Here is a 21,161-nt window from a genome sequence, read left to right as displayed (position 1 = left end):
TCTCGCCGCCCGAACGCACCCTCGTATCGCCATATCTAGTGATCTGAGTGGCGGACGGTGGTCGAGTGGCTCTAGTGTGCTACGCCGTTAACGCGTTTTGTGTGCCTTGATGCCCCTCTCGGCATCGGTGGAGGAGAAGGTGCGTCGTTCCCCCCGTACCTCGGCGTTCTGCATGCTCCTGGCGGTGCCCCTCGCGTTGTCGGCGGCCGGCTGCGGCGGCGGCGAGCCCGCGCCCCGCGACACGGCCGCCGCCGCGGACGCCCCGCGCACCAGCGCGCCGCCCCGCCAGGTCGTCATCGTGGTGGACAAGAAGAAGACCACGGTCACGACCACCGGCCGGACGGTCGACGAGGTGCTCGCCCAGGCCAAGATCCCGCTCGGCCCCTACGACCTGGTGGCGCCGCCCCGCAACGCCCCCGCCGGGAACCTGATCAAGGTGGTGCGGCTGCTGTCCAAGCCGGTCGTCAAGGTCGTCAAGGTGCCCGCGCCGGTCGTCCGCAAGACGCAGCCGTCGCTGGAGCCGTGGACCGAGAAGGTGCTGCGCAAGGGCCGCCCCGGCATCAAGATCGTGAAGACCGCCTACGTCCGGCGGAAGGGCCGCAAGGTCCTGGTCGTCATCGCCGAGAAGGTCAAGCGCAAGCCGGTGGCGCAGATCCTCGCGGTCGGCCCGAAGCCCGAGGGCGTGGGCGCGGCCGCCCGGCTGAACTGGGCGGCGCTGGCCAAGTGCGAGTCCGGCGGCAACCCCAAGGCCGTCAACCCCGCCGGGTACTACGGCCTCTACCAGTTCTCCCTGCAGTCGTGGGCGTCGGTCGGCGGCAAGGGCAAGCCCAGCGACGCCAGCCCGGCCGAGCAGACCTACCGCGCCCAGCTCCTCTACGTCAAGGTGAACGGCCGCTGGCAGGGCCAGTGGCCCCACTGCGGCAGCCGCCTGTTCACGTGACCCCGTGACCCTCCTCGGGCGCCGCGAGCGCGCCGGCCGGGACCGACGACCCCCCGAACACTGGGACACTGGACGGGTGGGGGACGACACAGACGACACCGACGGCACGGCGGACGGCCCGCTCCTCGGCCCCGCCGACATCCGCGACCTCGCCGCGCGGCTGGGCGTGCGGCCGACCAAGACGCTCGGGCAGAACTTCGTCGTCGACGCCAACACGGTGCGCCGGATCGTCCGCGCCGCCGACGTGGCGCCCGACGACGTGGTGATCGAAGTCGGGCCCGGCCTCGGCTCGCTCACGCTGGCGCTGCTGCCCCGCGTGCGCCGGGTCGTGGCCGTGGAGATCGACCCGGTGCTCGCCGCGGCGCTGCCCGCGACGGTCGCCGAACGCGCGCCGCACCTCGCCGACCGGCTCGAGGTCGTGCGCGCCGACGCGCTGAAGCTCACGCGCCCCCCGGGGCCCGAGCCGACCGCGCTGGTCGCCAACCTGCCCTACAACGTGGCCGTGCCCGTGGTGCTGCACCTGCTGGCCGCGCTGCCGTCGCTGCGGCGCGCCCTGGTGATGGTGCAGGCCGAGGTCGCCGACCGGATGACCGCGACGCCCGGCAGCAAGATCTACGGCGTGCCGTCGGTGAAGCTGGCCTGGTTCGGGCGGGCGCGCCGCGCCGGACCGGTCGGCCGCACGGTGTTCTGGCCGGTCCCGAACGTCGACTCGGGCCTGGTGGCGTTCGAACGCCGCGACCCGCCGCCCACCGCCGCCACCCGCGAGCAGGTGTTCGCCGTGGTCGACGCCGCGTTCGCGCAGCGGCGCAAGACGCTGCGGGCCGCGCTTGCGGCCTGGGCCGGCGGCCCGGACGCCGCCGAGCGGGCGCTGCGGGCGGCGGGCGTCGACCCGCGCGCCCGAGGCGAAGCTCTGGACGTGGCCGCCTTCGCCCGCATTGCCCAGTATGGTCCTGGAAGCGGGCCGGAACCGGCGGGCGACCGGTGCGCCGGCCCCGGCACTGGCCGGCAGGGGCCGGCCGAAGCGGACTCGCCAGCGGCGGACCCGCCTCCCGCGGACGCGCCCGGGACCGACGCGTCCGACGCGGAGCCGCGCGGTCCGGCCGGGCGTCACCGGAATGAGGCGGAGGATCATGTTCAAGGCGCGTTCGCGGGCGGCGCGGGCACTGGCGCCCGTGGCGGCTCTGGCCGTGACGGCGGTCGCGGCCGGGTGCAGTAGCAGCGGCGCGGTCTCCACACCGAAGATCAAGACCACGGCCCGGGCGGGGGTCGCCCCCACACCGCCCGGCAAGGGCGCCTACTTCGGCGCCTGGGTGTCCCCCGACGAGCTGACCGGCGACGCGGCGGACGACGCCGACGACGCGCCGGGCGGCCCCGGCATGGCGGCGGTCGCCGGCTTCGAACGCGGGCTCGGCCGCAGCCTGGACATCGTGCAGACCTTCCACGGCTGGAAGTCCAAGTTCCCCGACGAGACCGACGCCGCCGTGGCGCGCAGCTCCCGGTACCTGCTGCTCACCTGGTCCGGCACCGACACCCGGGAGATCGTCCGCGGCGAGCACGACGCGCTGATCCGGGAGCGGGCCCGCGCCGTCAAGGCCCTCGGCAAGCCGGTGTTCCTGCGCTGGCAGCGCGACATGGACAAGGAGAGCCTGCGCAACACCAAGATCCACTCGCCGGGCGACTTCGTGGCCGCGTGGAAGCACATCCGGTCGGTGTTCGCCCAGGAGCGGGTCGCCAACGTGGCGTGGGTGTGGTGCCCGACCGCCGGGGGGTTCTCCTCCGGCGAGGCCGAGCCGTTCTACCCCGGCGACGACCAGGTCGACTGGATCTGCGCCGACGTCTACCCCGGCGCCGACTACGAGTACCGCGACCTGTCCGAGCCGATCCGCGGCTTCCTGGAATGGGCCGACGGCCGCGCAAAGCCGATCATGGTGGCGGAGTTCGGGGTGCCGCGCTCCTACGGCGACCGGCGCGCCGAGTGGCTGCGCAAGGCCGCCCAGACGCTCCAGCACCCGCAGGTCAAGGCCGTGGTGTACTTCAACTCCGACGAGCACGCCACCGAGCCGCGCGACGACCGCCGCAAGTACTCGGTGACGGGCGACAAGCACGCGGTGTCGGCGCTGCGCGAGTTCGCCACCGCCCCGTACTTCAACCCCCGCAACCTGCCCGTCACCGGCGGGCAGTGAGCGCCTGGCATAGGGTTCGTCCCGTGACCGCCATTACCGTTCGAGCGCCCGCCAAGGTCAACGTCGGGCTCAGCGTGGGGCCCCTCCGCGACGACGGGTACCACGACCTGGTCAACGTCTTCCACGCGGTGTCGCTGTTCGACGAGGTGACCGCCGCGCCGGCCGACCGGCTGCAGGTGCGCGTCGAGGCCGCCCCCGGCTCGCCGGTGCCGGTCGCCGACGTCCCGGTCGACGACCGCAACCTCGCCGTGCGGGCGGCGCGCCTGGTCGCGGCGCGGCTCGGCGTCGAGCCCCGCGTCGCGCTGCGCGTCCGCAAGGCCATCCCCGTCGCGGGCGGCATGGCCGGCGGCAGCGCCGACGCGGCCGCCGCGCTGCTCGCCTGCGCCCGGCTGTGGGACGACGGCGGACGCCTCGACCTGATGGAGCTGGCCGCCGAGCTCGGCAGCGACGTGCCGTTCGCCCTGATGGGCGGCACCGCCGTGGGCCTGGGCCGCGGCGAGCGGCTCACCCCGCTGCCCACCGGCGGCACCTTCCACTGGGTGTTCGCCATGGCCCACGGCGGACTGTCCACCCCCGCCGTCTACGCCGAATGCGACCGGCTGCGCGCCGGACGCCGCGTCCCGCCCCCCGAGGCGTCCGACGAGCTCGCCGCCGCCCTGGCCGCGGGCAGCGCCAAGGACCTCGCCGCCGCCCTGCACAACGACCTGCAGCCGGCCGCCCTGTCGCTGCGACCGGACCTGCGCCGCACCCTCGACGCGGGCCGCGACCTCGGCGCCCTGGGCGCGCTGGTCTCCGGCTCCGGTCCGACGTGCGCGTTCCTGGCCGAGTCCGACCGGCACGCCGCCGACCTGGCCGCGGCCCTGGCGGAACGCGGCGTGGCCGCCTCCACGCTGCGCGCGACCGGCCCCGCCCCCGGCGCCACCGTCCTGTGACCGCGGGCGGGCGCCCCGGCGCGCGGCGGGGCGCCCGCGAACCGCGTCCGAGGCGGCCGCGTCTGATGGAAAAACAGCCGAAAGGCGGGCACGTTGGCCTCTCTCCTTTTCCTCGTGCTGGTGGTGCTCGCGATCGCCGTGGTCGTCGGCGCCGTGGTGCTCGTCATCGCGGTGACGAAGAACGGCGGGCAGCAGCCGCCCCCGACCGGGTGGGGCGCGCCGCCGTACCCCGGCCCAAGCGGCCCGCCGTACTACGGGACGGACGCGCCGTTCTACGGCGCCTCGCCGGACCCCGCAGCGCACTACCCGTACCAGGCCCAGGACCCCTACCAAGCCCCTGCCCCCTACCAAGCCCCTGACCCCTACCAGGCGCAGGGCGGCGGATACGGATCCGACGGCGGCTGGTCCGGCGGGTCCCCCGACCCGGGCCGCGGCGACTCGCCGGACGGCTCCTCCAGCCCTCCCGGCGACGGCCCCACCGGCTCCGGCTCCTGAGCCGCCCGGCGCCGGGCGCGGCGCGGTGTCGGTAGCCTGGAGGACGTCGTGAACCTGATCAATCTGGAGAACGTCGGCAAGGCGTACGGCCCGGTCCCGCTGCTGGACGGGGTGTCCCTCGGACTCGACGACCGCGACCGCGTCGGCGTCGTCGGGCGCAACGGCGGCGGCAAGAGCACCCTGGTCTCGATCATCGCGCGGCGCGTCGAGCCGGACGAGGGACGGGTCGTCCATGCGCGCGGCCTGCGCCTGGGATACCTGCCGCAGCGCGACGCGTTCCCCGACGGCGCCACCGTCCGTTCGGTGGTGCTGGGCGACCGCGCCGAGCACGAATGGGCGGGCGACCCCCGCGTCCGCGACGTGCTCGCCGGCCTGCTGGCCGACGTGGACCTGGACGCGCCCGTCGCCGGGATGTCCGGCGGCGAGCGGCGCCGCGTCGCCCTGGCCCGGCTGCTGGCGCCCGAGTCCGACCTGCTGGTCCTGGACGAGCCCACCAACCACCTCGACATCGAGGCCATCGACTGGCTGGCCCGGCACCTGAAGGCCCGCGGCACGGCGCTGCTGGTCGTCACGCACGACCGGTGGTTCCTCGACGAGGTCACCGACCGCACCTGGGAGGTCGTCGACGGCCGCGTCGAACGCTACGAGGGCGGCTACTCGGCGTACGTGCTGGCCAAGGCCGAACGCGCCCGCCTCGCCGCGGCCGCCGAGGTCAGGCGGCGGAACCTGCTGCGCAAGGAGCTGGCGTGGCTGCGCCGCGGCCCCCAGGCCCGCACGTCCAAGCCCAAGTTCCGGCTGGAGGCGGCGCAGGCGCTCATCGCCGACGAGCCGCCGCCCCGCGACACCGTGGAGCTGACCCGGTTCGCCACCGCCCGGCTCGGCAAGACCGTCATCGACGTGGAGGACGCGACCGTCGAGGTCGGCTCCACCGCCCTCTTCCGGCGCCTGACCTGGCGGCTCGGCCCGGGCGACCGGGTCGGCGTGGTCGGCGTCAACGGCAGCGGCAAGAGCACCCTGCTGCGCCTGCTGGACGGCGCGGTCGCCCCGACGCAGGGACGCGTCGTCCGCGGCAAGACCGTCCGTCTGGCGCACCTGTCGCAGAACCTGGACGAGCTCGACCCCCGCCGCCGCGTGCTGGAGTCGGTCGAGGAGATCAGGCGGCGCGTCACCGTCGGCAAGCGCGAGTGGACCGCCGTCCAGCTGCTGGAGCGCCTCGGCTTCCGCGGCGAACGGCAGTGGACGCCGGTCGGCGACCTGTCCGGCGGCGAGCGGCGCCGCCTGCAGCTGCTGCGCCTGCTGATGGACGAGCCGAACGTCCTGCTGCTCGACGAGCCCACCAACGACCTGGACATCGAGACGCTCAACGAGGTCGAGGACCTGCTCGACGGCTGGCCCGGCACCCTCGTGGTCGTCAGCCACGACCGCTACTTCCTGGAACGCGTCACCGACCACGTGGTGGCGCTGCTCGGCGACGGACGGCTGTCGCTGCTGCCCGGCGGCGTGGACGAGTACCTGGACCGCCGCCGCCGAGGCCGGGCGCCCACCCGCCCGTCCGCCGCCTCGTCCCCGGCCCCGGCCGCCAAGCCGGACAAGCCGAAGGACTCCGCGCGGGCATGGCGGGCCCGCAAGGAGCTCGACCGGCTCGAACGGCGCCTGGACAAGCTGGCCGAGCGCCGGGAGGAGCTGCACGAGCTCCTCGCCGCCCACGCCACCGACTACGAGCGCCTCCAAGAGCTCGACGCCGAGCTGAAAGCCGTCCAGGCCGAGGCCGAGCAGGTCGAGGAGGAATGGCTGACGCTCGCCGAGGAGGTCGGCTGAGCCGTCACGACCGGGGCGCCCCGTCCGAGTCGAACGGGATCAGCAGCGTGCGCAGCAGCCCGGCCAGCGTGTCCCGCTGCTCGGGGGTGAGCGCCTCCAGGATGGCGTGCTCGCGGTCCAGCAGATCGGCGAACGCCGCGTCCACCCGGGCCTGACCGGCCGCGGTGAGCCGCACCAGCACGCCCCGCTTGTCCTGCGGGTCGGGGTGCCGCTCCACCAGCCCGGCCGCGGCCAGCCGGTCGATCCGGTTGGTCATGGTGCCGGAGGTGACCAGGGTGGCGCGCAGCAGCCGGCCCGGGCTGAGCTGATACGGGTGGCCCGCCCGGCGCAGCGCGGTCAGCACGTCGAACTCCCACGGCTCCAGCCGGTGCGCGGCGAACACCGCGCGGCGGGCGCGGTCCAGATGGCGGGCCAGCCGGGACACGCGGCTGAGGACGTGCAGCGGCCGCACGTCGAGATCGGGCCGCTCGGCGTGCCACGCCTCGACCAGCCGGTCGACCTCATCCTGCATGCGCACAGCCTACTCGTCTCGATATCGAGAAGACTTTCTTGACATCAAGATACAGCCGCGGGCATCATGTCTCTTGATGTCGAGACAAGCAGCGGCCGCCGTCTGGGATCCGGCGCAGTACGGCGTGTTCGGAGACGAGCGCGCCCGCCCGTTCGCCGACCTCATGGCCCGCGTCGACCTGGCCGCGCCCCGGCGCGTCGCCGACCTGGGCTGCGGCTCCGGCGAGCTGACCGCCGCGCTGGCCCGCCGCTGGCCGGACGCGGTGATCGAGGCGCTCGACTCCTCCCCGGACATGGTCGCCGCGGCCCGCGCCCACGAGATCCCCGGCCGGCTGCGCTTCACCGTCGGGGACGTCACGACCTGGCGGCCCGCGGCGCCGCTCGACCTCATCGTGTCCAACGCCGTCCTGCACTGGGTGCCCGACCACGACGACCTGCTCGTCCGCTGGGCCACCGAGGCGCTGGCCCCGGGCGGCCGCCTGGCCTTCCAGGTCCCCGGCAACTTCGACGCGCCCAGCCACGCCATCCTGCGCGAGCTGTGCGCGTCGCCCCGCTGGCGCGACCGCCTCGGCGGCCTCGCCCCCGGCCGCCCCGTCCGCGACGCCGCCGGGTACCACGACCTGCTGACCCGGCACGGCTGCGCGGTCGACGCCTGGGAGACCACCTACGTGCAGACCCTGCACGGAGACGACCCGGTGCTCGAATGGATGAAGGGCACCACCCTGCGTCCCGTGCTCTCCGCGCTCGGGCCCGCCGAGGCGAACGAGTTCCTCGACGTCTACGGCGCGTGCCTGCGCGGCGCGTACCCGCCTACCCCGCACGGAACCGTCTTCCCGTTCCGCCGGATCTTCGTCGTGGCGGCCCGCGAAGACCCCTGAGACGCGATGCCGTCCGCCGCGCGGGGAGCCGAACCCTTTCCCCTGGTGTGCCGACTCGCGCGGCGGGCGGCATCCGCGCGCCCGATCCGGCGCGCCTCCCGAACCCCGGACTCGCAACCCGAGCCCGGCGACCCCGGCCGGTGGCCGCACGAACGACCTTCACGCGGCCACCGGCTCCCCACCATCCCCGCCCCACCAGCGCCCACGCCCCCAACGGCGGGTTGAGGAGTCGCTGACAGGAGGACTGCCGCGGTTCGCCTGGGAAGCCGCCGCGTCAGATCCGCGACCCCCGCGACGACTTCGACCACCCAGCCCTGCCTGCCGGCCACCCGTGCGCCGCTACGTTCTGCACCGCCTCACCGCCCACCTCCGGAGGGGCAGAAGACGAGGTCGTGAAGGAGCACCGGCGGCGCACCAGCCGCCCCGTCTCGGGGCCAAAGCAAGCGCTCGTGGGGCTCCTGCTGAGGGCGGACCTGGCGCATGTGTTGGAAGCGCTCCGGGGTCTACACGAATGTGCTGGTCGCCCAGCGGCGGGTCAGGGTCTTCGAGGCGACGGCATGAAAGAGGCGGCCGAGCTCGTCGGCCCGGCCGCCGGAGGACGGTGCGGCGGAGTCAGCCCTGCTCGGCCCGGCGCGCCTTCCGCTGCGCCTTCTCGGCCTTGGCGGCGGCCTTCTCCGCGGCCTTCTCCCTGCGCTCCTGCTCCTTGCGCCGCCGCTTCGGGTCCAGGGACGGACGCACCTCCAGGCCGGACAGGCCGTTCCACGCCAGGTTCACCAGGTGCGCCGCCACTTCCTCCCGCTTCGGCTTGCGCACGTCCAACCACCACTGGCCGATCAACGCCACCATGCCGACCAGCATCTGCGCGTACATCGGCGCGTTCTTGTCGTCGTAGCCGTGGCGGTCGAACTCGCGGGCGAGGACGTACTCGACCTCGCCCGCGATCTCACTGAGCAGGCTGGCGAAGCTGCCCGTCCCGGTGCCGCCGTGGGAGTCGCGCACCAGGATCCGGAACCCGTCCGGGTTCTCCTCGATGTAGGCCAGCAGCGCCAGCGCGGCCTTCTCCAGCTTGCTGCGGTAGTGGATCGCCGAGGTCAGCGCCTCGGTGATGAGAGCGAGCAGCTTCTCGAACTCCCGGTCCACCACGACCGCGTACAGCCCTTCCTTGCCGCCGAAGTGCTCGTACACGACCGGCTTGGACACTCCCGCGGCGGCGGCGATCTCCTCGACCGACGTGCCGTCCAGGCCGCGCTCGGCGAACAGCGTGCGTCCGATGGTGAGCAGCTGTTCCCGTCGTTCCTTTCCGGTCATGCGCTTGCGCCTCGACCGGGGGGCTGGTTCTGTCACACATCCAATTGTGTCGGTCAGGCGGCCTGCTTCGTCCGCTTCGCCGCCAGCCGCTCGGGGTCGGGCCAGCGGACGTCGTACGCCCAGCCCGCCTTCTCGCACGCCTGGATGATCCGGGCGCTGATGTCGACCTGGCCCTTGAGCACCCCGTGACGGGCGCAGGTCGGCTCCGCGTGGTGCAGGTTGTGCCAGGACTCGCCCAGCGACGGGATGGCCAGCCACCACACGTTGCGGGACTTGTCGCGGACCTCGAAGTCCTCCTTGCCGAACACGTGGCAGATGGAGTTGACCGACCAGGTCACGTGGTGCACGAGGCTGATGCGGACCAGCCCGGCCCAGAAGAACGCGGTCAACGCGCCCTGCCAGGACATGGTGAGCAGACCGCCGAGCGCCGCCGGCAGCAGCAGCGACACGGCGACCAGCGCCGGGAAGGAGCGGTGGATCCGCACGACGTCGCGGTCGCGCAGCAGGTCCTTGGCGAACCGCTCCTTGCAGGTGCGGTTGCCGTCGAACATCCAGCCGTAGTGCGCCCAGAGCAGGCCCTTGGTCAGGCCCTTCCAGTCGCTTCCGAACCGCCACGGCGAGTGCGGGTCGGCCTCCTTGTCGGAGTGCTTGTGATGGCGCCGGTGATCGGCCACCCAGGTGATCACCGGTCCCTCCAGGGCCAGGCTGCCGGACACCCCCAGCACGATCTTCAGCCAGCGGCGGGCCTTGAACGAGCCGTGCGTGAAGTACCGGTGGTAGCCGACGGTGATCCCGGCGGCGGAGACGGCGTAGAACACGGCGGTCAGCGCCACGTCCGTCCAGCCCAGGAAGCTGCCCCAGGCCATCGGAACGGCGGCGAGCAGGGCGAGGAACGGGACACCGGTGAACACCGCGACGAGGACCCGTTCGAACGTCCCCTGCGGCTCCGGGTCGATCTCGGGAAGGGGCCGGCGGTCACGGAGCGGGGGGTCGACGACGGGGGCTTTGGTCATGGGTCACCACTTCCTGCATGTCGGGACAGCCTTACCTACGCCACCGTAACCTACGCTGCCGTAAGTTGGACAGGCCTCGAAAAGTAAAATCGGGGGGAACCGTGTCGCACTGGTCACAAAGCTCACACCCCGTGGTCGGTGTGCGACGCCGCGCGCCACGGTGGTGGAGTGCCCGTCCGCGGCCTCCCAGGGGAGTCCGTGACGGACGGGTGCGGTGTGCCGATCGGCCTCGTCGCCGAGCCGGACGCTTGTGACGTGCTCGCCCTATCGCGTCCTAAACACGCCGCTGGTCACTGAATGTCGGGACGCGCCCGATCACTTTTCGTGCTCGGCCATAATCGGAATGTCAGCGCCCGCTCGTACAGTGCGGCGCATGGTCAAGAAACTTCCCCCCGAACTGCAAGAAAAGGCCATCTCCCTGCGTCGCGAGGGCTGGACCTGCCGCGAGATCGCGGGGTCCCTCGGCATCTCCATCGGCACCTGCTCTCGCTACCTCCGCGACGTCCCCGCCCCGGAACGCGCCGGGTACGCCCAGGAACGGATCGCCGCGATGTGGAAGAGCCGGTGGGAGCCCTACCACCGGCGCGCCGAACGGCGGCGACTGGAGACCAAACTCGCCGCCTGCGAGCAGGTCGGAGAGCTCGGCGATCGGGAGATCCTCGTGGCGGGCGCCCTCGTCTACTGGTGCGAAGGCGGCAAGGACAAGATCTACCGGCGCTCCGAGAGGGTCAGGTTCATCAACAGCGATCCGGCGATCGTCCTCTTCTTCCTCCGCTTTCTGCGGGCGGCGGGCGTGTCGCGCGACTGCGTCCGCTTCAGCCTGCACATCCACGAGAACGCCGACGTCGACGCCGCCGTGCGGTACTGGGCGGACCTCGTCGGGGCCGCGCCGGAGGAGTTCGGCACGACCGTCCTCAAGAGGCACAACCCGAAGACCGTCAGGAAGAATCTCCGCGACGAGTACCGCGGCTGTCTGCACATCGCCGTGCGGAAGAGCGCCGACCTCTACCGCCGCATCGAAGGGTGGGCGCACGGCGCCATGCTCGGGCCGCAGCACGCGCGGGCGTATCTGGCCGACCGGTCCGAACGGGCTCTGATCAGGACCTTGCGCGCTCGGGACACGGCCGAAAACTGATGTGTTGCCGCTGCGTCGGACTCTGTATCCTCTGTCAAGGCCCGGACTGTCGGATGTCCGAGTTGTTCCGCCGTGGCGTAATTGGTAACGCAGTGGGTTTTGGTCCCAAAGATTCCAGGTTCGAATCCTGGCGGCGGAGCTCCTTGTTCGAATGAGGCGCCATGGCGCCGCGGAGGCGCCGGGCGGGGGCGTCCGCCGGCGCCGCCCGTCCGCGTCTTTCTTCCGTGCCGCCCCCCGACCGCACGCCGTTCCGCACACCGTTCCGCATACCGACCCGTCCACCGCTCCGAACGCGTCGCGACACGCCTGACCTGGGAGCCGATCCGGCAGGACGGGCTGCCCCCGGGGTGACACAAGACGGACGGGCGGTATCCTTCCGGTTGTCGGGTGAGCCGCGGCCTGCCGCCTGCCCCCATGACGGGCAGGTCGCCAGCCTGTTGGACCTCTCCATACGGTTGCGCCCGTGCCGAGTTCTTAACCGCGATGCCGAGGAGCCTCCCAGTGAGCGCTAGCCGCCCGGCTGCCGTCATCGTCCTCGCCGCGGGCGAGGGCACCCGGATGAAGTCCCGTACCGCCAAGGTCCTGCATGAGCTGTGCGGGCGCACCATGCTCGGCCATGTGCTGACCGCCGCGGCCGAGCTGGACCCCGAGCGGTTGATCGTGGTCGTCGGGCACCGCCGGGAGCAGGTGATCGCCCATCTGGAGCAGGGCTGGCCCAAGGCCGAGGTGGTCGTGCAGGAGCGCCAGGGCGGCACCGGGCACGCGGTCCGCACCGTGCTGGAGCAGGTCGGCGAGCTGCGCGGCACCGTGGTCGTCACCAACGGCGACCATCCGCTGCTGCGCGGCGCCACGCTCGCCGCGATGGTGCGCACCCACGAGGAGGAGGGCAACGCCGCCACCGTCCTCACCACCGAGATCCCCGACCCGACGGGCTACGGTCGGATCCTGCGCGCCCCCGACGGCTCGCTCGCCGCGATCGTCGAGCACAAGGACGCCACCGAGGAGCAGCGCGCGGTCCGCGAGATCAACGTCGGCATGTACGCGTTCGACGGGACCCTGCTGGGCGGCGCGCTCAAGCGGGTCACCACCGACAACGCCGGCGGCGAGGAGTACCTGACCGACGTGGTGGCGATCCTGCGCGGCGACGGCCACCGCGCCGGCGCGCACCTGACGCCGGACTGGGTGGAGACGCAGGGCGTCAACGACCGCGTGCAGCTCGCGCGGGCGCGGCGGCAGCTCAACGACCGGCTGCTGGAGGCGCACATGCGGGCCGGGGTGACCATCGTCGACCCGGCCACGACCTGGGTCGACGTGGACGTGACGATCGAGCCGGACGTCGAGGTCCATCCCGGGACCCAGCTGCGCGGGCGCACCCATCTGGCCGAGGGCGCGCGGGTCGGCCCGGGGTGCACGCTCACCGACACCCGGGTCGGCGCCGACGCCACGGTGGTGAACGCGGTGTGCGTGGAGGCCGAGATCGGGCCGGAGGCGTCGGTCGGCCCGTACGCCTACCTGCGGCCCGGCACGCGCCTGGCCCGCAAGGCGAAGGCGGGCACGTACGTGGAGATGAAGAACGCCCAGGTCGGCGAGGGCTCGAAGGTGCCGCACCTGACCTATGTCGGGGACGCCGAGATCGGCGAGGGCAGCAACATCGGCGCCAGCACCGTCTTCGTCAACTACGACGGGGTCAAGAAGCACCGCACCGTGGTCGGCGACCATGCGCGGGTGGGCAGCGACACCATGCTCGTCGCCCCGGTCACCATCGGGGACGGCGCGTACACCGCGGCCGGCTCGGTGATCGTGCAGGACGTGCCGCCGGGGGCGATGGCGGTCGCCCGCGGGCGGCAGCGCAACGTCGAGGGCTGGGTGGAGCGCAGGCGTCCGGGGACCGCCGCCGCGGAGGCGGCCCGTCGGGCCAAAGAGAGGAGCGCCGCCGAGGAGAAGGGCGGCGACGCCTAGCGTCCGGTCGCGAGGCCGGGTGTTGCCGCGAGGCCGAGTGACGTCCGCCGTCCGGACCGTTCCGGGCGGGGGGAGGGTGGGGCGCGTGCGTCTCGCCGTGAAATCGTCCGCCGGCCGACGGAAGGGGTCTGTCGGCGGAGTGCGGGTGCGTCCCGCCGCGCGTCCGCGCGTGAGGCCGGTCGGCCGGGTCTGCCGGTCGGTGGGCGGGTGGGGGTCGTCCCCATGCACAACGACAGAAGACGTCCCGTGAGCCGCCGAATCCGCTTCTTTCGGTGCGCGGGGAGTGGGGACAACACCCACATGAGAACCATCCATTGAGGGGGAGCTGTCAGAGGTGAGTGGGATCAAGGCGAGCGGCCAGAAGAAGCTCATGCTCTTCACCGGCCGCGCCCACCCGGACCTGGCCAAAGAAGTAGCCGACAACCTCCAGGTCGAGCTGACGCCGACCTCCGCGTACGACTTCGCCAACGGCGAGACGTTCGTGCGCTTCCTCGAATCGGTCCGCGGTTCGGATGCGTTCGTGATCCAGAGCCACACGACTCCCATCAATCAGTGGATCATGGAGCAGCTGATCATGGTGGACGCGCTGAAGCGGGCGTCCGCCAAGCGGATCACCGTGGTGGCCCCGTTCTTCGGCTACGCCCGTCAGGACAAGAAGCACCGCGGGCGCGAGCCGATCTCGGCCCGGCTGATGGCGGACCTGTTCAAGACCGCCGGCGCGCACCGGCTGATCACGGTGGACCTGCACACGGCGCAGATCCAGGGGTTCTTCGACGGCCCCGTCGATCATCTGTTCGCGCTGGACCTGCTCGCCTCGCACTTCGAGAAGCGGCTGGACCTGTCCCAGGTCACGGTGGTGGCGCCGGACGCCGGGCGGGTGCGGATGACCGAGCGGTGGAGCGACCGGCTGGGCGGCGTGCCGATGGCGATCATCCACAAGAAGCGCGACCCGGACGTGGCCAACGAGGTGAAGGTGTTCGACGTGGTCGGCGAGGTGGCGGGCCGGACCTGCGTGGTGGTGGACGACATGATCGACACCGGCGGCACCATCGTGAAGGCGGCGGACGCGCTGTTCGACCACGGCGCCAGCCGGGTCGTGGTGGCGGCCACGCACGGGGTGCTGTCGGGTCCGGCGGTGGACCGGTTGAAGAATTCGCCGATCTCCGAGGTGGTGCTGACCAACACGCTGCCGATCCCGGAGGAGAAGCAGTTCGACAAGCTGACGGTGCTGTCGATCGCGCCGCTGGTGGCCCGCGCCATCAACGAGGTGTTCAGCGACGGCTCGGTGACCAGCCTCTTCGGCGGCCACAGCTGACCGGCGTCCCGGGACGGGCGCCCCTGCGGGCGTTCGGGCGGTCGCGCATCGGCTAGACTCGGGGAACCCGCGTATGCCCCGGGTCGTTCAGTGCGGCTCCGCGTCGGATCTCCGCTCCCCGGGGTACGCACGAAGTCTTCGAGGCGCCCGACGCATCGAGCACCCGCCTGATCGCTTTGTCCGCAGCGGACGTCCGTGCCGGACGGCCGTGGATCGCAAGAACGAGGAGTTTTCGCCGTGTCCGAGGTACGCATCGCCGCCGAGCCGCGCACTGAGTTCGGTAAGGGGGCCGCACGGCGCGCCCGCCGGGCCGGCAAGGTGCCCGCCGTCCTCTACGGCCACGGCACCGCCCCGCAGCACATCTCGCTGCCCGGCCATGAGCTCATGCTGGCGCTCAAGACCCCGAACGTGCTGCTGCGCGTGGAGGGGCTGAACGGCGGCAGCGAGCTGGCGCTGCCGAAGGACGTGCAGCGCGACCCGATCAAGGGGTTCCTGGAGCACGTCGACCTGCTGCTGGTCGAGCGCGGCGAGAAGGTCACCGTGGAGGTCCCGGTGAACGTGGTCGGCGACGTGGTGGCCGGCGGCCGGGTGGCCCAGGAGGTCGTGCAGCTGGCCGTGGAGGCCGAGGCCACGCACATCCCCGAGGCGGTGGAGGTCGACGTCACCGGCCTGGAGATCGACACGCAGGTCCTGGCGCGGGACGTCAAGCTGCCGTCCGGGGTGTCGCTGGCGACCGACGAGGAGACGCTGGTCCTGCAGATCAGCGACGCGTCGGCGTCGACGGCTCCGGCCGAGGGCGCGGAGGCCGAGGAGGCGGAGGGCGCCGCCGGCGAGTCCGCCGAGTAGGCGGGCGGTTCCGCCGGGGCGCGTGTCGCGGCGTGCGCCATGTGGTTGTCGACGGCCCTCGTCGGTGTGCACCGGCGGGGGCCGTCGGGTTTCGCGGTAGGGAGGTGCGGTGACGGGTTCTGAGCCGTGGCTGGTGGTCGGCTTGGGCAATCCGGGGCCGTCGTACGCGGGCACTCGGCACAACGCCGGGTTCATGGTGCTGGACGCGCTGGCGGGGCGCGTCGGCGGGCGGTTCAAGGCGCACCGCCGGGTGCACGCGGAGGCGGTCGAGGGGCGCCTGGCGGGGGAGCGGGTCGTGCTCGCCAAGCCCCGCAGTTTCATGAACGATTCGGGGGGCCCGGTGAAGGGCCTGCGCGATTTCTTCAAGGTTCCCGTGGAGCGGCTCGTCGTCGTTCACGATGAGTTGGACATCCCCTACGGCGCGGTGCGGCTCAAGCAGGGCGGCGGCGACAATGGCCACAACGGGCTGCGTTCGATCACCAAGTCGCTGGGCGGCGGGAATTATCTGCGGGTGCGGTTCGGTGTGGGGCGTCCGCCGGGGCGCATGGATCCCGCGGTGTACGTTCTCAAGGATTTCTCGGCCGCGGAGCGCAAGGAACTGGATCTGAACGTGGAGCGCGCCGCCGACGCGGTGGAGGCGCTGCTCACGCGGGGGCTGGCGGCGGCGCAGAACGTTTTCCACGCCTCCTGAGCCGGGCGCGGCGGCGGCCCCCGCCGGGCGCGCCGGGGGTGTTTTTGTTGCCCGGCGGTGAGGTGATCCATTAGGCCAGGTAACAAAACCGCAGCGCACTGCCCGTTTTGGGCGTCCGTCGGGGAGATGCGTCCGTAAGATGCGGCCGTCCGGGGTTCGCGTGGCATGTGAACCTCAAAGGCCGTTCAGCCGTCTCCGAGTTGGACCACGTCTTCCGGGGCGCATGTGGCAGGGGTGGTGAGACGTCTATGGCCGTCGTCGACAAGGTCCAGGTGGCGGACGCGTCCGCGAAGGACGGGCCGCGTCAGCGCCACTCCGTCAATTGGACGGCGACCTATCGTCGGCGTGCGCTCACCTTGGACTTCCTGAGCATGCTGGTCGCGGGCGCGGTCGCGTACGTGCTGCGCTTTCCGGGCATGCCGGGCGAGCTGACCCTGCCGTACGTCGCGTTGACCGTGGCCCTGCCGTTGGCGTGGCTGCCGATCCTGGCGCTGTGCCGCGCCTACCAGCCCCGCTACATCGGCGTCGGGTACGAGGAGTTCCACCGGGTGCTGCGGGCGGGGTTCATCCTCACCGCCACGGTGGCGATCGTGGCGTACGCCACCAAGACCGAGGTGGCCCGCGGGTACGTGGTGATGGCGCTGCCGCTGGGCACGTTCTTCGGGCTGGTGGCGCGGTACCGGCTGCGCAAGTGGCTGCACCGCCGGCGCTGGGAGGGCGAGTACATGCGGCGCGTGGTCGCCGTGGGGCACCGCACGTCCGTGGCCGACCTGATCCGCCTGCTGCGGCAGAAGCGCTATCACGGCATGGACATCGTCGCGGTGTGCCTGCCGCCGGCGCTGGTCGAGGGCGAGGACGCGGTCGACGAGGTGGAGGGCGTGCCGGTGCTGGGCGACTTCCGGCAGGCGGCGGCCGTGGTGGAGCGCGTGGGCGCCGACTCGGTGGCGGTGCTGGCGTGCCCGGAGATGGACGGGGTGGCGCTGCGCCGCCTGGCCTGGCAGCTGGAGCGCGACGACGTGGAGCTGGTGGTGGCGCCCGCGCTGATGGACGTGACCGGGCCGCGGATCTCCATCCGCCCGGTGTCGGGGCTGCCGCTGCTGCACGTGGAGCATCCGGAGCTGGACGGCGGCCGGCAGGTCGTCAAGGACCTGTTCGACCGGGTGATGGCGCTGGTGGCGCTGGTGGTGCTCAGCCCGCTGCTGCTGGTGGTGGCGCTGCTGATCAAGTTCACCAGCGAAGGGCCGGTGCTGTTCCGGCAGACCAGGGTGGGCCGCGACGGGCGCGAGTTCACCGTGCTGAAGTTCCGCACCATGGTGGTCGACGCGGAGGCCCGCAAGACCGAGCTGCTGGTGCACAACGAGCACGACGGCGTGCTGTTCAAGATCAGGAAGGATCCGCGGATCACGCCGATCGGGCGGAAGCTGCGCCGCTACTCGCTGGACGAGCTGCCGCAGCTGATCAACGTGCTGCGCGGGGACATGTCCCTGGTCGGGCCGCGTCCGCCGCTGCCGGAGGAGGTGGCCCGCTACGGCGGCGACGTGTACCGGCGGCTGGCCGTCAAGCCGGGCCTGACCGGGCTGTGGCAGGTGAGCGGGCGCTCCGACCTGTCGTGGGAGGAGTCGGTCCGGCTGGACCTGCGTTACGTGGACAACTGGTCGCTCGCGCTCGACCTGCTGATCCTGTGGAAGACCTGGTCGGCGGTGGTCCGCGGGTCCGGGGCGTACTGAGGTCGGCGTACAGCGGACGGCGTACAGCGGTCGGCGTACCGCGGTCGGCGTACTGAGGTCGCCGTTCAGCGGTCGGCGGGACGGGTCCCGCCCGGTGGGACGCCACCCGGGTTCGCCGCGTCCGGCCTGCAGTGTCTTCTCGCGGGCGGTCCCTTGCGCGACGACGGGCGGGGGGCGGCCCGAAGCGGGCGAGCGGCATAGGCGACAATGGTGATCCAACCGATCGATCGACCCGGGAATGGCGAGTGATGACGCAGAGCCCGCGGGATGACCACGCGCTGGCGGCCCGGCTGGCCCGCGACGCCGGACGCCTGCTGCTGGAGGTGCGCGAGGAGGTCGGCTTCGCCGACGCCGACGCCCTGAGGAAGGCCGGCGACATGCGCTCGCACGAGCGCCTGGCCGCGGCGCTCGCCGAGCACCGGCCGGGCGACGCGGTGCTGTCGGAGGAGGGCAAGGACGACCCGGCGCGGCTGGACGCCGACCGGGTGTGGATCGTGGACCCGCTCGACGGCACCCGCGAGTTCGCCGAGGAGGGCCGCGCCGACTGGGCCGTCCACGTGGCGCTGTGGCGGTCCGGCGGGCTCGCCGCGGGAGCGGTCGCGCTGCCGGCGCGCGGCGTGACGCTGCGCACCGCGCCGGACGGCGCGCTCGTCGAGCCGTGGGACGGCTCCGCGGGCCGGGCGCTGCGCGTCCTCGAGCCCGCGCCGGGGCGCCTGCGCGTCGCGGTCAGCCGCACCCGCCCTCCCGCGTTCGTCGAGGCGCTGGCCGACCGCGTGGAGGCCGAGGTCGAGCTGGTGCCGATCGGTTCGGCCGGGGCGAAGATCTGCGCGGTGCTGCTCGGCGAGGTCGACGCGTACGTGCACGCGGGCGGCCAGTACGAGTGGGACTCGGCCGCGCCGGTCGCCGTGGCGCTGGCCGCGGGCGCGCACGTGTCGCGCGTCGACGGCGCCGCGCCGCGCTACAACCAGGAGGATCCCCGGCTGCCGGATATCCTTGTCTGCCACCCCGTGTCGGCATCGATGCTGCTGACCGGCATCCGGGACGTGGGCGCGGTCCCGCCGAGCTGACCTGCCGGACCCGCCGCCCCCGACCGGCGGGGACGGTGTCATCCCGGCCACCGGTGCATCTGCCAGAGAGCGTGGAGAGAACCCCAGACCATGCAGCGCTGCGATTACCTGCTGTCACAGCTGGACGTCCTTGAGGCGGAGTCGATTCACATCATCCGGGAGGTGGCGGCCGAGTTCGAACGGCCGGTGCTGCTGTTCTCGGGCGGCAAGGACAGCATCGTCATGCTGCACCTGGCGCACAAGGCGTTCCGGCCCGCGGCGATCCCGTTCCCGGTGATGCACGTCGACACCGGGCACAACTTCCCCGAGGTGCTGGAGTTCCGCGACCGGCGGGTGGCCGAGCTGGGGGTGCGGCTGATCGTCGCGTCGGTCCAGGAGTCGATCGACAAGGGCCGCGTGGTGGAGCAGACCGGCCGGTGGGCGTCCCGCAACCGGCTGCAGACCACGACGCTGCTGGACGCCATCGAAGAGCACCGCTTCGACGCCGCGTTCGGCGGGGCGCGCCGCGACGAGGAGAAGGCGCGCGCCAAGGAACGGGTGGTGTCGTTCCGCGACGAGTTCGGCCAGTGGGACCCGAAGAACCAGCGGCCGGAGCTGTGGAACCTGTACAACACGCGGATCCGGCCGGGCGAGCACGTGCGGGTGTTCCCGCTGTCGAACTGGACGGAGCTGGACGTGTGGGACTACATCCGCCGCGAGGGCCTGGAGATCCCGTCCATCTACTTCGCGCACACCCGGCGGGTGTTCGAGCGGGACGGGCTGCTGCTGGACGACAACCCGTACGCCAACCGCGGCGAGGACGAGCCGGTGTTCGAGGCGATGGTGCGCTACCGCACGGTGGGCGACATGTCCTGCACGGGCGCGGTCAAGTCCACCGCCACCACGCTGGACGAGGTGATCGAGGAGATCGCCGCCACCAGGATCACCGAGCGGGGCCAGACGCGCGCCGACGACCGCACCAGCGAGGCCGCGATGGAGGACCGCAAGAAGGAGGGCTACTTCTAAATGGCCGCCACCGAGTCCGCCGCCCGGCCGTCCGACCGGCGGGGCAAGCCGATGGACATGCTGCGGTTCGCCACCGCCGGGTCCGTGGACGACGGCAAGTCCACGCTGATCGGGCGGCTGCTGTACGACTCGAAGTCGATCTTCGAGGACCAGTTGGAGGCGGTGGAGCGCACCAGCGCCGACCGCGGCGAGGAGTACACCAACCTGGCGCTGCTGACCGACGGGCTGCGCGCCGAGCGGGAGCAGGGCATCACCATCGACGTGGCGTACCGCTACTTCGCCACGCCGCGCCGCAAGTTCATCATCGCCGACACCCCGGGGCACATCCAGTACACCCGGAACATGGTGACCGGGGCGTCCACCGCCGACCTGGCGATCATCCTGGTGGACGCGCGCAAGGGCATCCTGGAGCAGTCGCGGCGGCACGCGTTCCTGGCGACGCTGCTGCGGGTGCCGCACCTGGTGGTCGCGGTGAACAAGATGGACCTGGTCGACTACGACCAGCGGGTCTTCGAGGACATCGTCGAGGAGTTCACCAAGTTCGCCGCCAAGCTGGAGGTCGCGGACCTGACCTTCATCCCGATCTCGGCGCTGCACGGCGACAACGTGGTGCAGCGCTCGGCGAACATGCCGTGGTACGAGGGCACGTCGCTGCTGCACCACCTGGAGCACGTGCACATCGCCTCCGACCGGAACCTGATCGACGTGCGGTTCCCGGTGCAGTACGTCATCCGCCCGCACAAGTCCACCGATCCGGCGCTGCACGACTACCGCGGGTACGCCGGGCAGGTCGCGGGCGGCGTGCTCAAGCCGGGCGACGAGGTGGTGCACCTGCCGTCCGGGCTGACCACCGTCATCACCCACATCGACGGGCCGAACGGGCCGGTGAGCGAGGCGTTCGCGCCGATGTCGGTGACGCTGCGGCTGGCCGACGACATCGACATCTCCCGCGGCGACATGATCGCCCGTCCGAACAACCGGCCGCAGGTCGCCCAGGACCTGGAGGCGATGGTGTGCTGGATGACGCCGGAGCGGCAGCTGGCGCCCCGCACCAAGCTGCTGATCAAGCACACCACCCGCACCGCGAAGGCGCTGGTGAAGGACCTGCACTACCGGTTGGACGTCAACACGCTGCACCGCGACGAGCAGGCGGGCGCGCTCGGGTTGAACGAGATCGGGCGGGTGAGCCTGCGCGTCACCCAGCCGCTGTTCGTCGACGAGTACGCGCGCAACCGGCTGACCGGCGGGTTCGTGCTGATCGACGAGGCCACCAACAACACGGTCGCGGCCGGAATGATCAGCGGCGCGTCGTGACGCCCGCGGCGCCGTCCGGGTTGAC

The 21,161-nt window shown here is 72.5% G+C and carries 18 protein-coding genes, 1 tRNA gene and 1 pseudogene; 17 read left to right on the top strand and 3 right to left on the bottom strand.

What is annotated here, in order from left to right; translation table 11 throughout:
• The first annotated feature begins 109 nt into the window (after positions 1-109).
• The 6 genes and pseudogenes from AR3_RS18365 to AR3_RS18340 all read left to right on the top strand — a co-directional run bounded on the left by AR3_RS18365 (position 110) and on the right by AR3_RS18340 (position 6,368).
• A complete protein-coding gene (locus AR3_RS18365; protein ID WP_227022943.1) occupies positions 110-940 on the top strand; it encodes a resuscitation-promoting factor in 831 nt (276 codons plus the stop codon).
• A gap of 76 nt (positions 941-1,016) precedes the next feature.
• Positions 1,017-1,892, top strand: a pseudogene (gene rsmA, locus AR3_RS18360) (16S rRNA (adenine(1518)-N(6)/adenine(1519)-N(6))-dimethyltransferase RsmA); the annotation flags it as partial.
• Between the two features lie 220 nt (positions 1,893-2,112).
• The gene (locus AR3_RS30700; protein WP_146150165.1) at positions 2,113-3,123 is read left to right on the top strand and encodes a glycoside hydrolase family 26 protein; all 1,011 of its coding nucleotides are present in this window, start codon (positions 2,113-2,115) and stop codon (positions 3,121-3,123) included.
• Positions 3,124-3,155: 32 nt separating this feature from the next.
• Positions 3,156-4,055: a 4-(cytidine 5'-diphospho)-2-C-methyl-D-erythritol kinase gene (locus AR3_RS18350; protein WP_106258245.1), complete on the top strand. Its 900-nt coding sequence runs from the start codon at positions 3,156-3,158 to the stop codon at positions 4,053-4,055.
• A gap of 93 nt (positions 4,056-4,148) precedes the next feature.
• Positions 4,149-4,550, top strand: coding sequence for a hypothetical protein (locus tag AR3_RS18345; protein ID WP_146150166.1), 402 nt, complete (start codon positions 4,149-4,151; stop codon positions 4,548-4,550).
• 48 nt (positions 4,551-4,598) lie between these two features.
• Complete coding sequence (locus AR3_RS18340) at positions 4,599-6,368, top strand: ABC-F family ATP-binding cassette domain-containing protein (RefSeq protein WP_083951659.1); 1,770 nt, start codon at positions 4,599-4,601, stop codon at positions 6,366-6,368.
• 4 nt (positions 6,369-6,372) lie between these two features.
• On the opposite strand, the gene AR3_RS18335 is transcribed toward AR3_RS18340, so the two are convergent.
• On the bottom strand, positions 6,373-6,879 hold the full coding sequence (locus AR3_RS18335; protein ID WP_067915463.1) for a MarR family winged helix-turn-helix transcriptional regulator: 507 nt from the start codon (positions 6,877-6,879) through the stop codon (positions 6,373-6,375).
• Positions 6,880-6,955: 76 nt separating this feature from the next.
• Between AR3_RS18335 and AR3_RS18330 the strand changes: the two genes are divergently transcribed.
• Positions 6,956-7,756, top strand: a complete 801-nt coding sequence (locus AR3_RS18330; protein WP_067915451.1) for a trans-aconitate 2-methyltransferase — start codon at positions 6,956-6,958, stop codon at positions 7,754-7,756.
• Between the two features lie 612 nt (positions 7,757-8,368).
• Here the strand turns inward: AR3_RS18330 and AR3_RS18325 are convergent.
• Positions 8,369-9,064, bottom strand: a complete 696-nt coding sequence (locus tag AR3_RS18325) for a TetR/AcrR family transcriptional regulator (RefSeq protein WP_067915450.1) — start codon at positions 9,062-9,064, stop codon at positions 8,369-8,371.
• A gap of 53 nt (positions 9,065-9,117) precedes the next feature.
• Positions 9,118-10,077, bottom strand: a complete 960-nt coding sequence (locus tag AR3_RS18320) for an acyl-CoA desaturase (protein ID WP_067915449.1) — start codon at positions 10,075-10,077, stop codon at positions 9,118-9,120.
• 373 nt (positions 10,078-10,450) lie between these two features.
• Between AR3_RS18320 and AR3_RS18315 the strand changes: the two genes are divergently transcribed.
• The 10 genes from AR3_RS18315 (at position 10,451) to AR3_RS18270 (ending at position 21,136) form a co-directional block, all read left to right on the top strand.
• On the top strand, positions 10,451-11,212 hold the full coding sequence (locus tag AR3_RS18315) for a hypothetical protein (RefSeq protein ID WP_067915448.1): 762 nt from the start codon (positions 10,451-10,453) through the stop codon (positions 11,210-11,212).
• 66 nt (positions 11,213-11,278) lie between these two features.
• Positions 11,279-11,351 (top strand) — tRNA-Gln (locus AR3_RS18310).
• Positions 11,352-11,713: 362 nt separating this feature from the next.
• Entirely contained in the window at positions 11,714-13,171 is a 1,458-nt protein-coding gene (gene glmU / locus AR3_RS18305; protein ID WP_067915447.1) for a bifunctional UDP-N-acetylglucosamine diphosphorylase/glucosamine-1-phosphate N-acetyltransferase GlmU, read from the top strand.
• Positions 13,172-13,505: 334 nt separating this feature from the next.
• Positions 13,506-14,486, top strand: coding sequence for a ribose-phosphate diphosphokinase (locus AR3_RS18300; RefSeq protein ID WP_083951658.1), 981 nt, complete (start codon positions 13,506-13,508; stop codon positions 14,484-14,486).
• Between the two features lie 237 nt (positions 14,487-14,723).
• Entirely contained in the window at positions 14,724-15,332 is a 609-nt protein-coding gene (locus tag AR3_RS18295; RefSeq protein WP_067915446.1) for a 50S ribosomal protein L25/general stress protein Ctc, read from the top strand.
• 109 nt (positions 15,333-15,441) lie between these two features.
• Complete coding sequence (gene pth, locus AR3_RS18290; RefSeq protein WP_067915445.1) at positions 15,442-16,023, top strand: aminoacyl-tRNA hydrolase; 582 nt, start codon at positions 15,442-15,444, stop codon at positions 16,021-16,023.
• 248 nt (positions 16,024-16,271) lie between these two features.
• Entirely contained in the window at positions 16,272-17,750 is a 1,479-nt protein-coding gene (locus AR3_RS18285) for a sugar transferase (protein ID WP_067915444.1), read from the top strand.
• Between the two features lie 248 nt (positions 17,751-17,998).
• Positions 17,999-18,817: a 3'(2'),5'-bisphosphate nucleotidase CysQ gene (locus AR3_RS18280; protein WP_067915443.1), complete on the top strand. Its 819-nt coding sequence runs from the start codon at positions 17,999-18,001 to the stop codon at positions 18,815-18,817.
• A gap of 90 nt (positions 18,818-18,907) precedes the next feature.
• Positions 18,908-19,822, top strand: coding sequence for a sulfate adenylyltransferase subunit CysD (gene cysD / locus AR3_RS18275; protein ID WP_067915442.1), 915 nt, complete (start codon positions 18,908-18,910; stop codon positions 19,820-19,822).
• Between the two features lie 51 nt (positions 19,823-19,873).
• Positions 19,874-21,136, top strand: a complete 1,263-nt coding sequence (locus AR3_RS18270; protein ID WP_067915461.1) for a sulfate adenylyltransferase subunit CysN — start codon at positions 19,874-19,876, stop codon at positions 21,134-21,136.
• Positions 21,137-21,161: the final 25 nt, after the last annotated feature.

The sequence above is a fragment of the Actinomadura rubrobrunea NBRC 15275 genome, assembly GCF_001552235.1.
Lineage (GTDB): Bacteria > Actinomycetota > Actinomycetes > Streptosporangiales > Streptosporangiaceae > Spirillospora > Spirillospora viridilutea.
The sequence above is the reverse complement of the archived record's forward strand: the minus strand, read 5'-3'. Positions and strand labels throughout refer to the sequence as shown.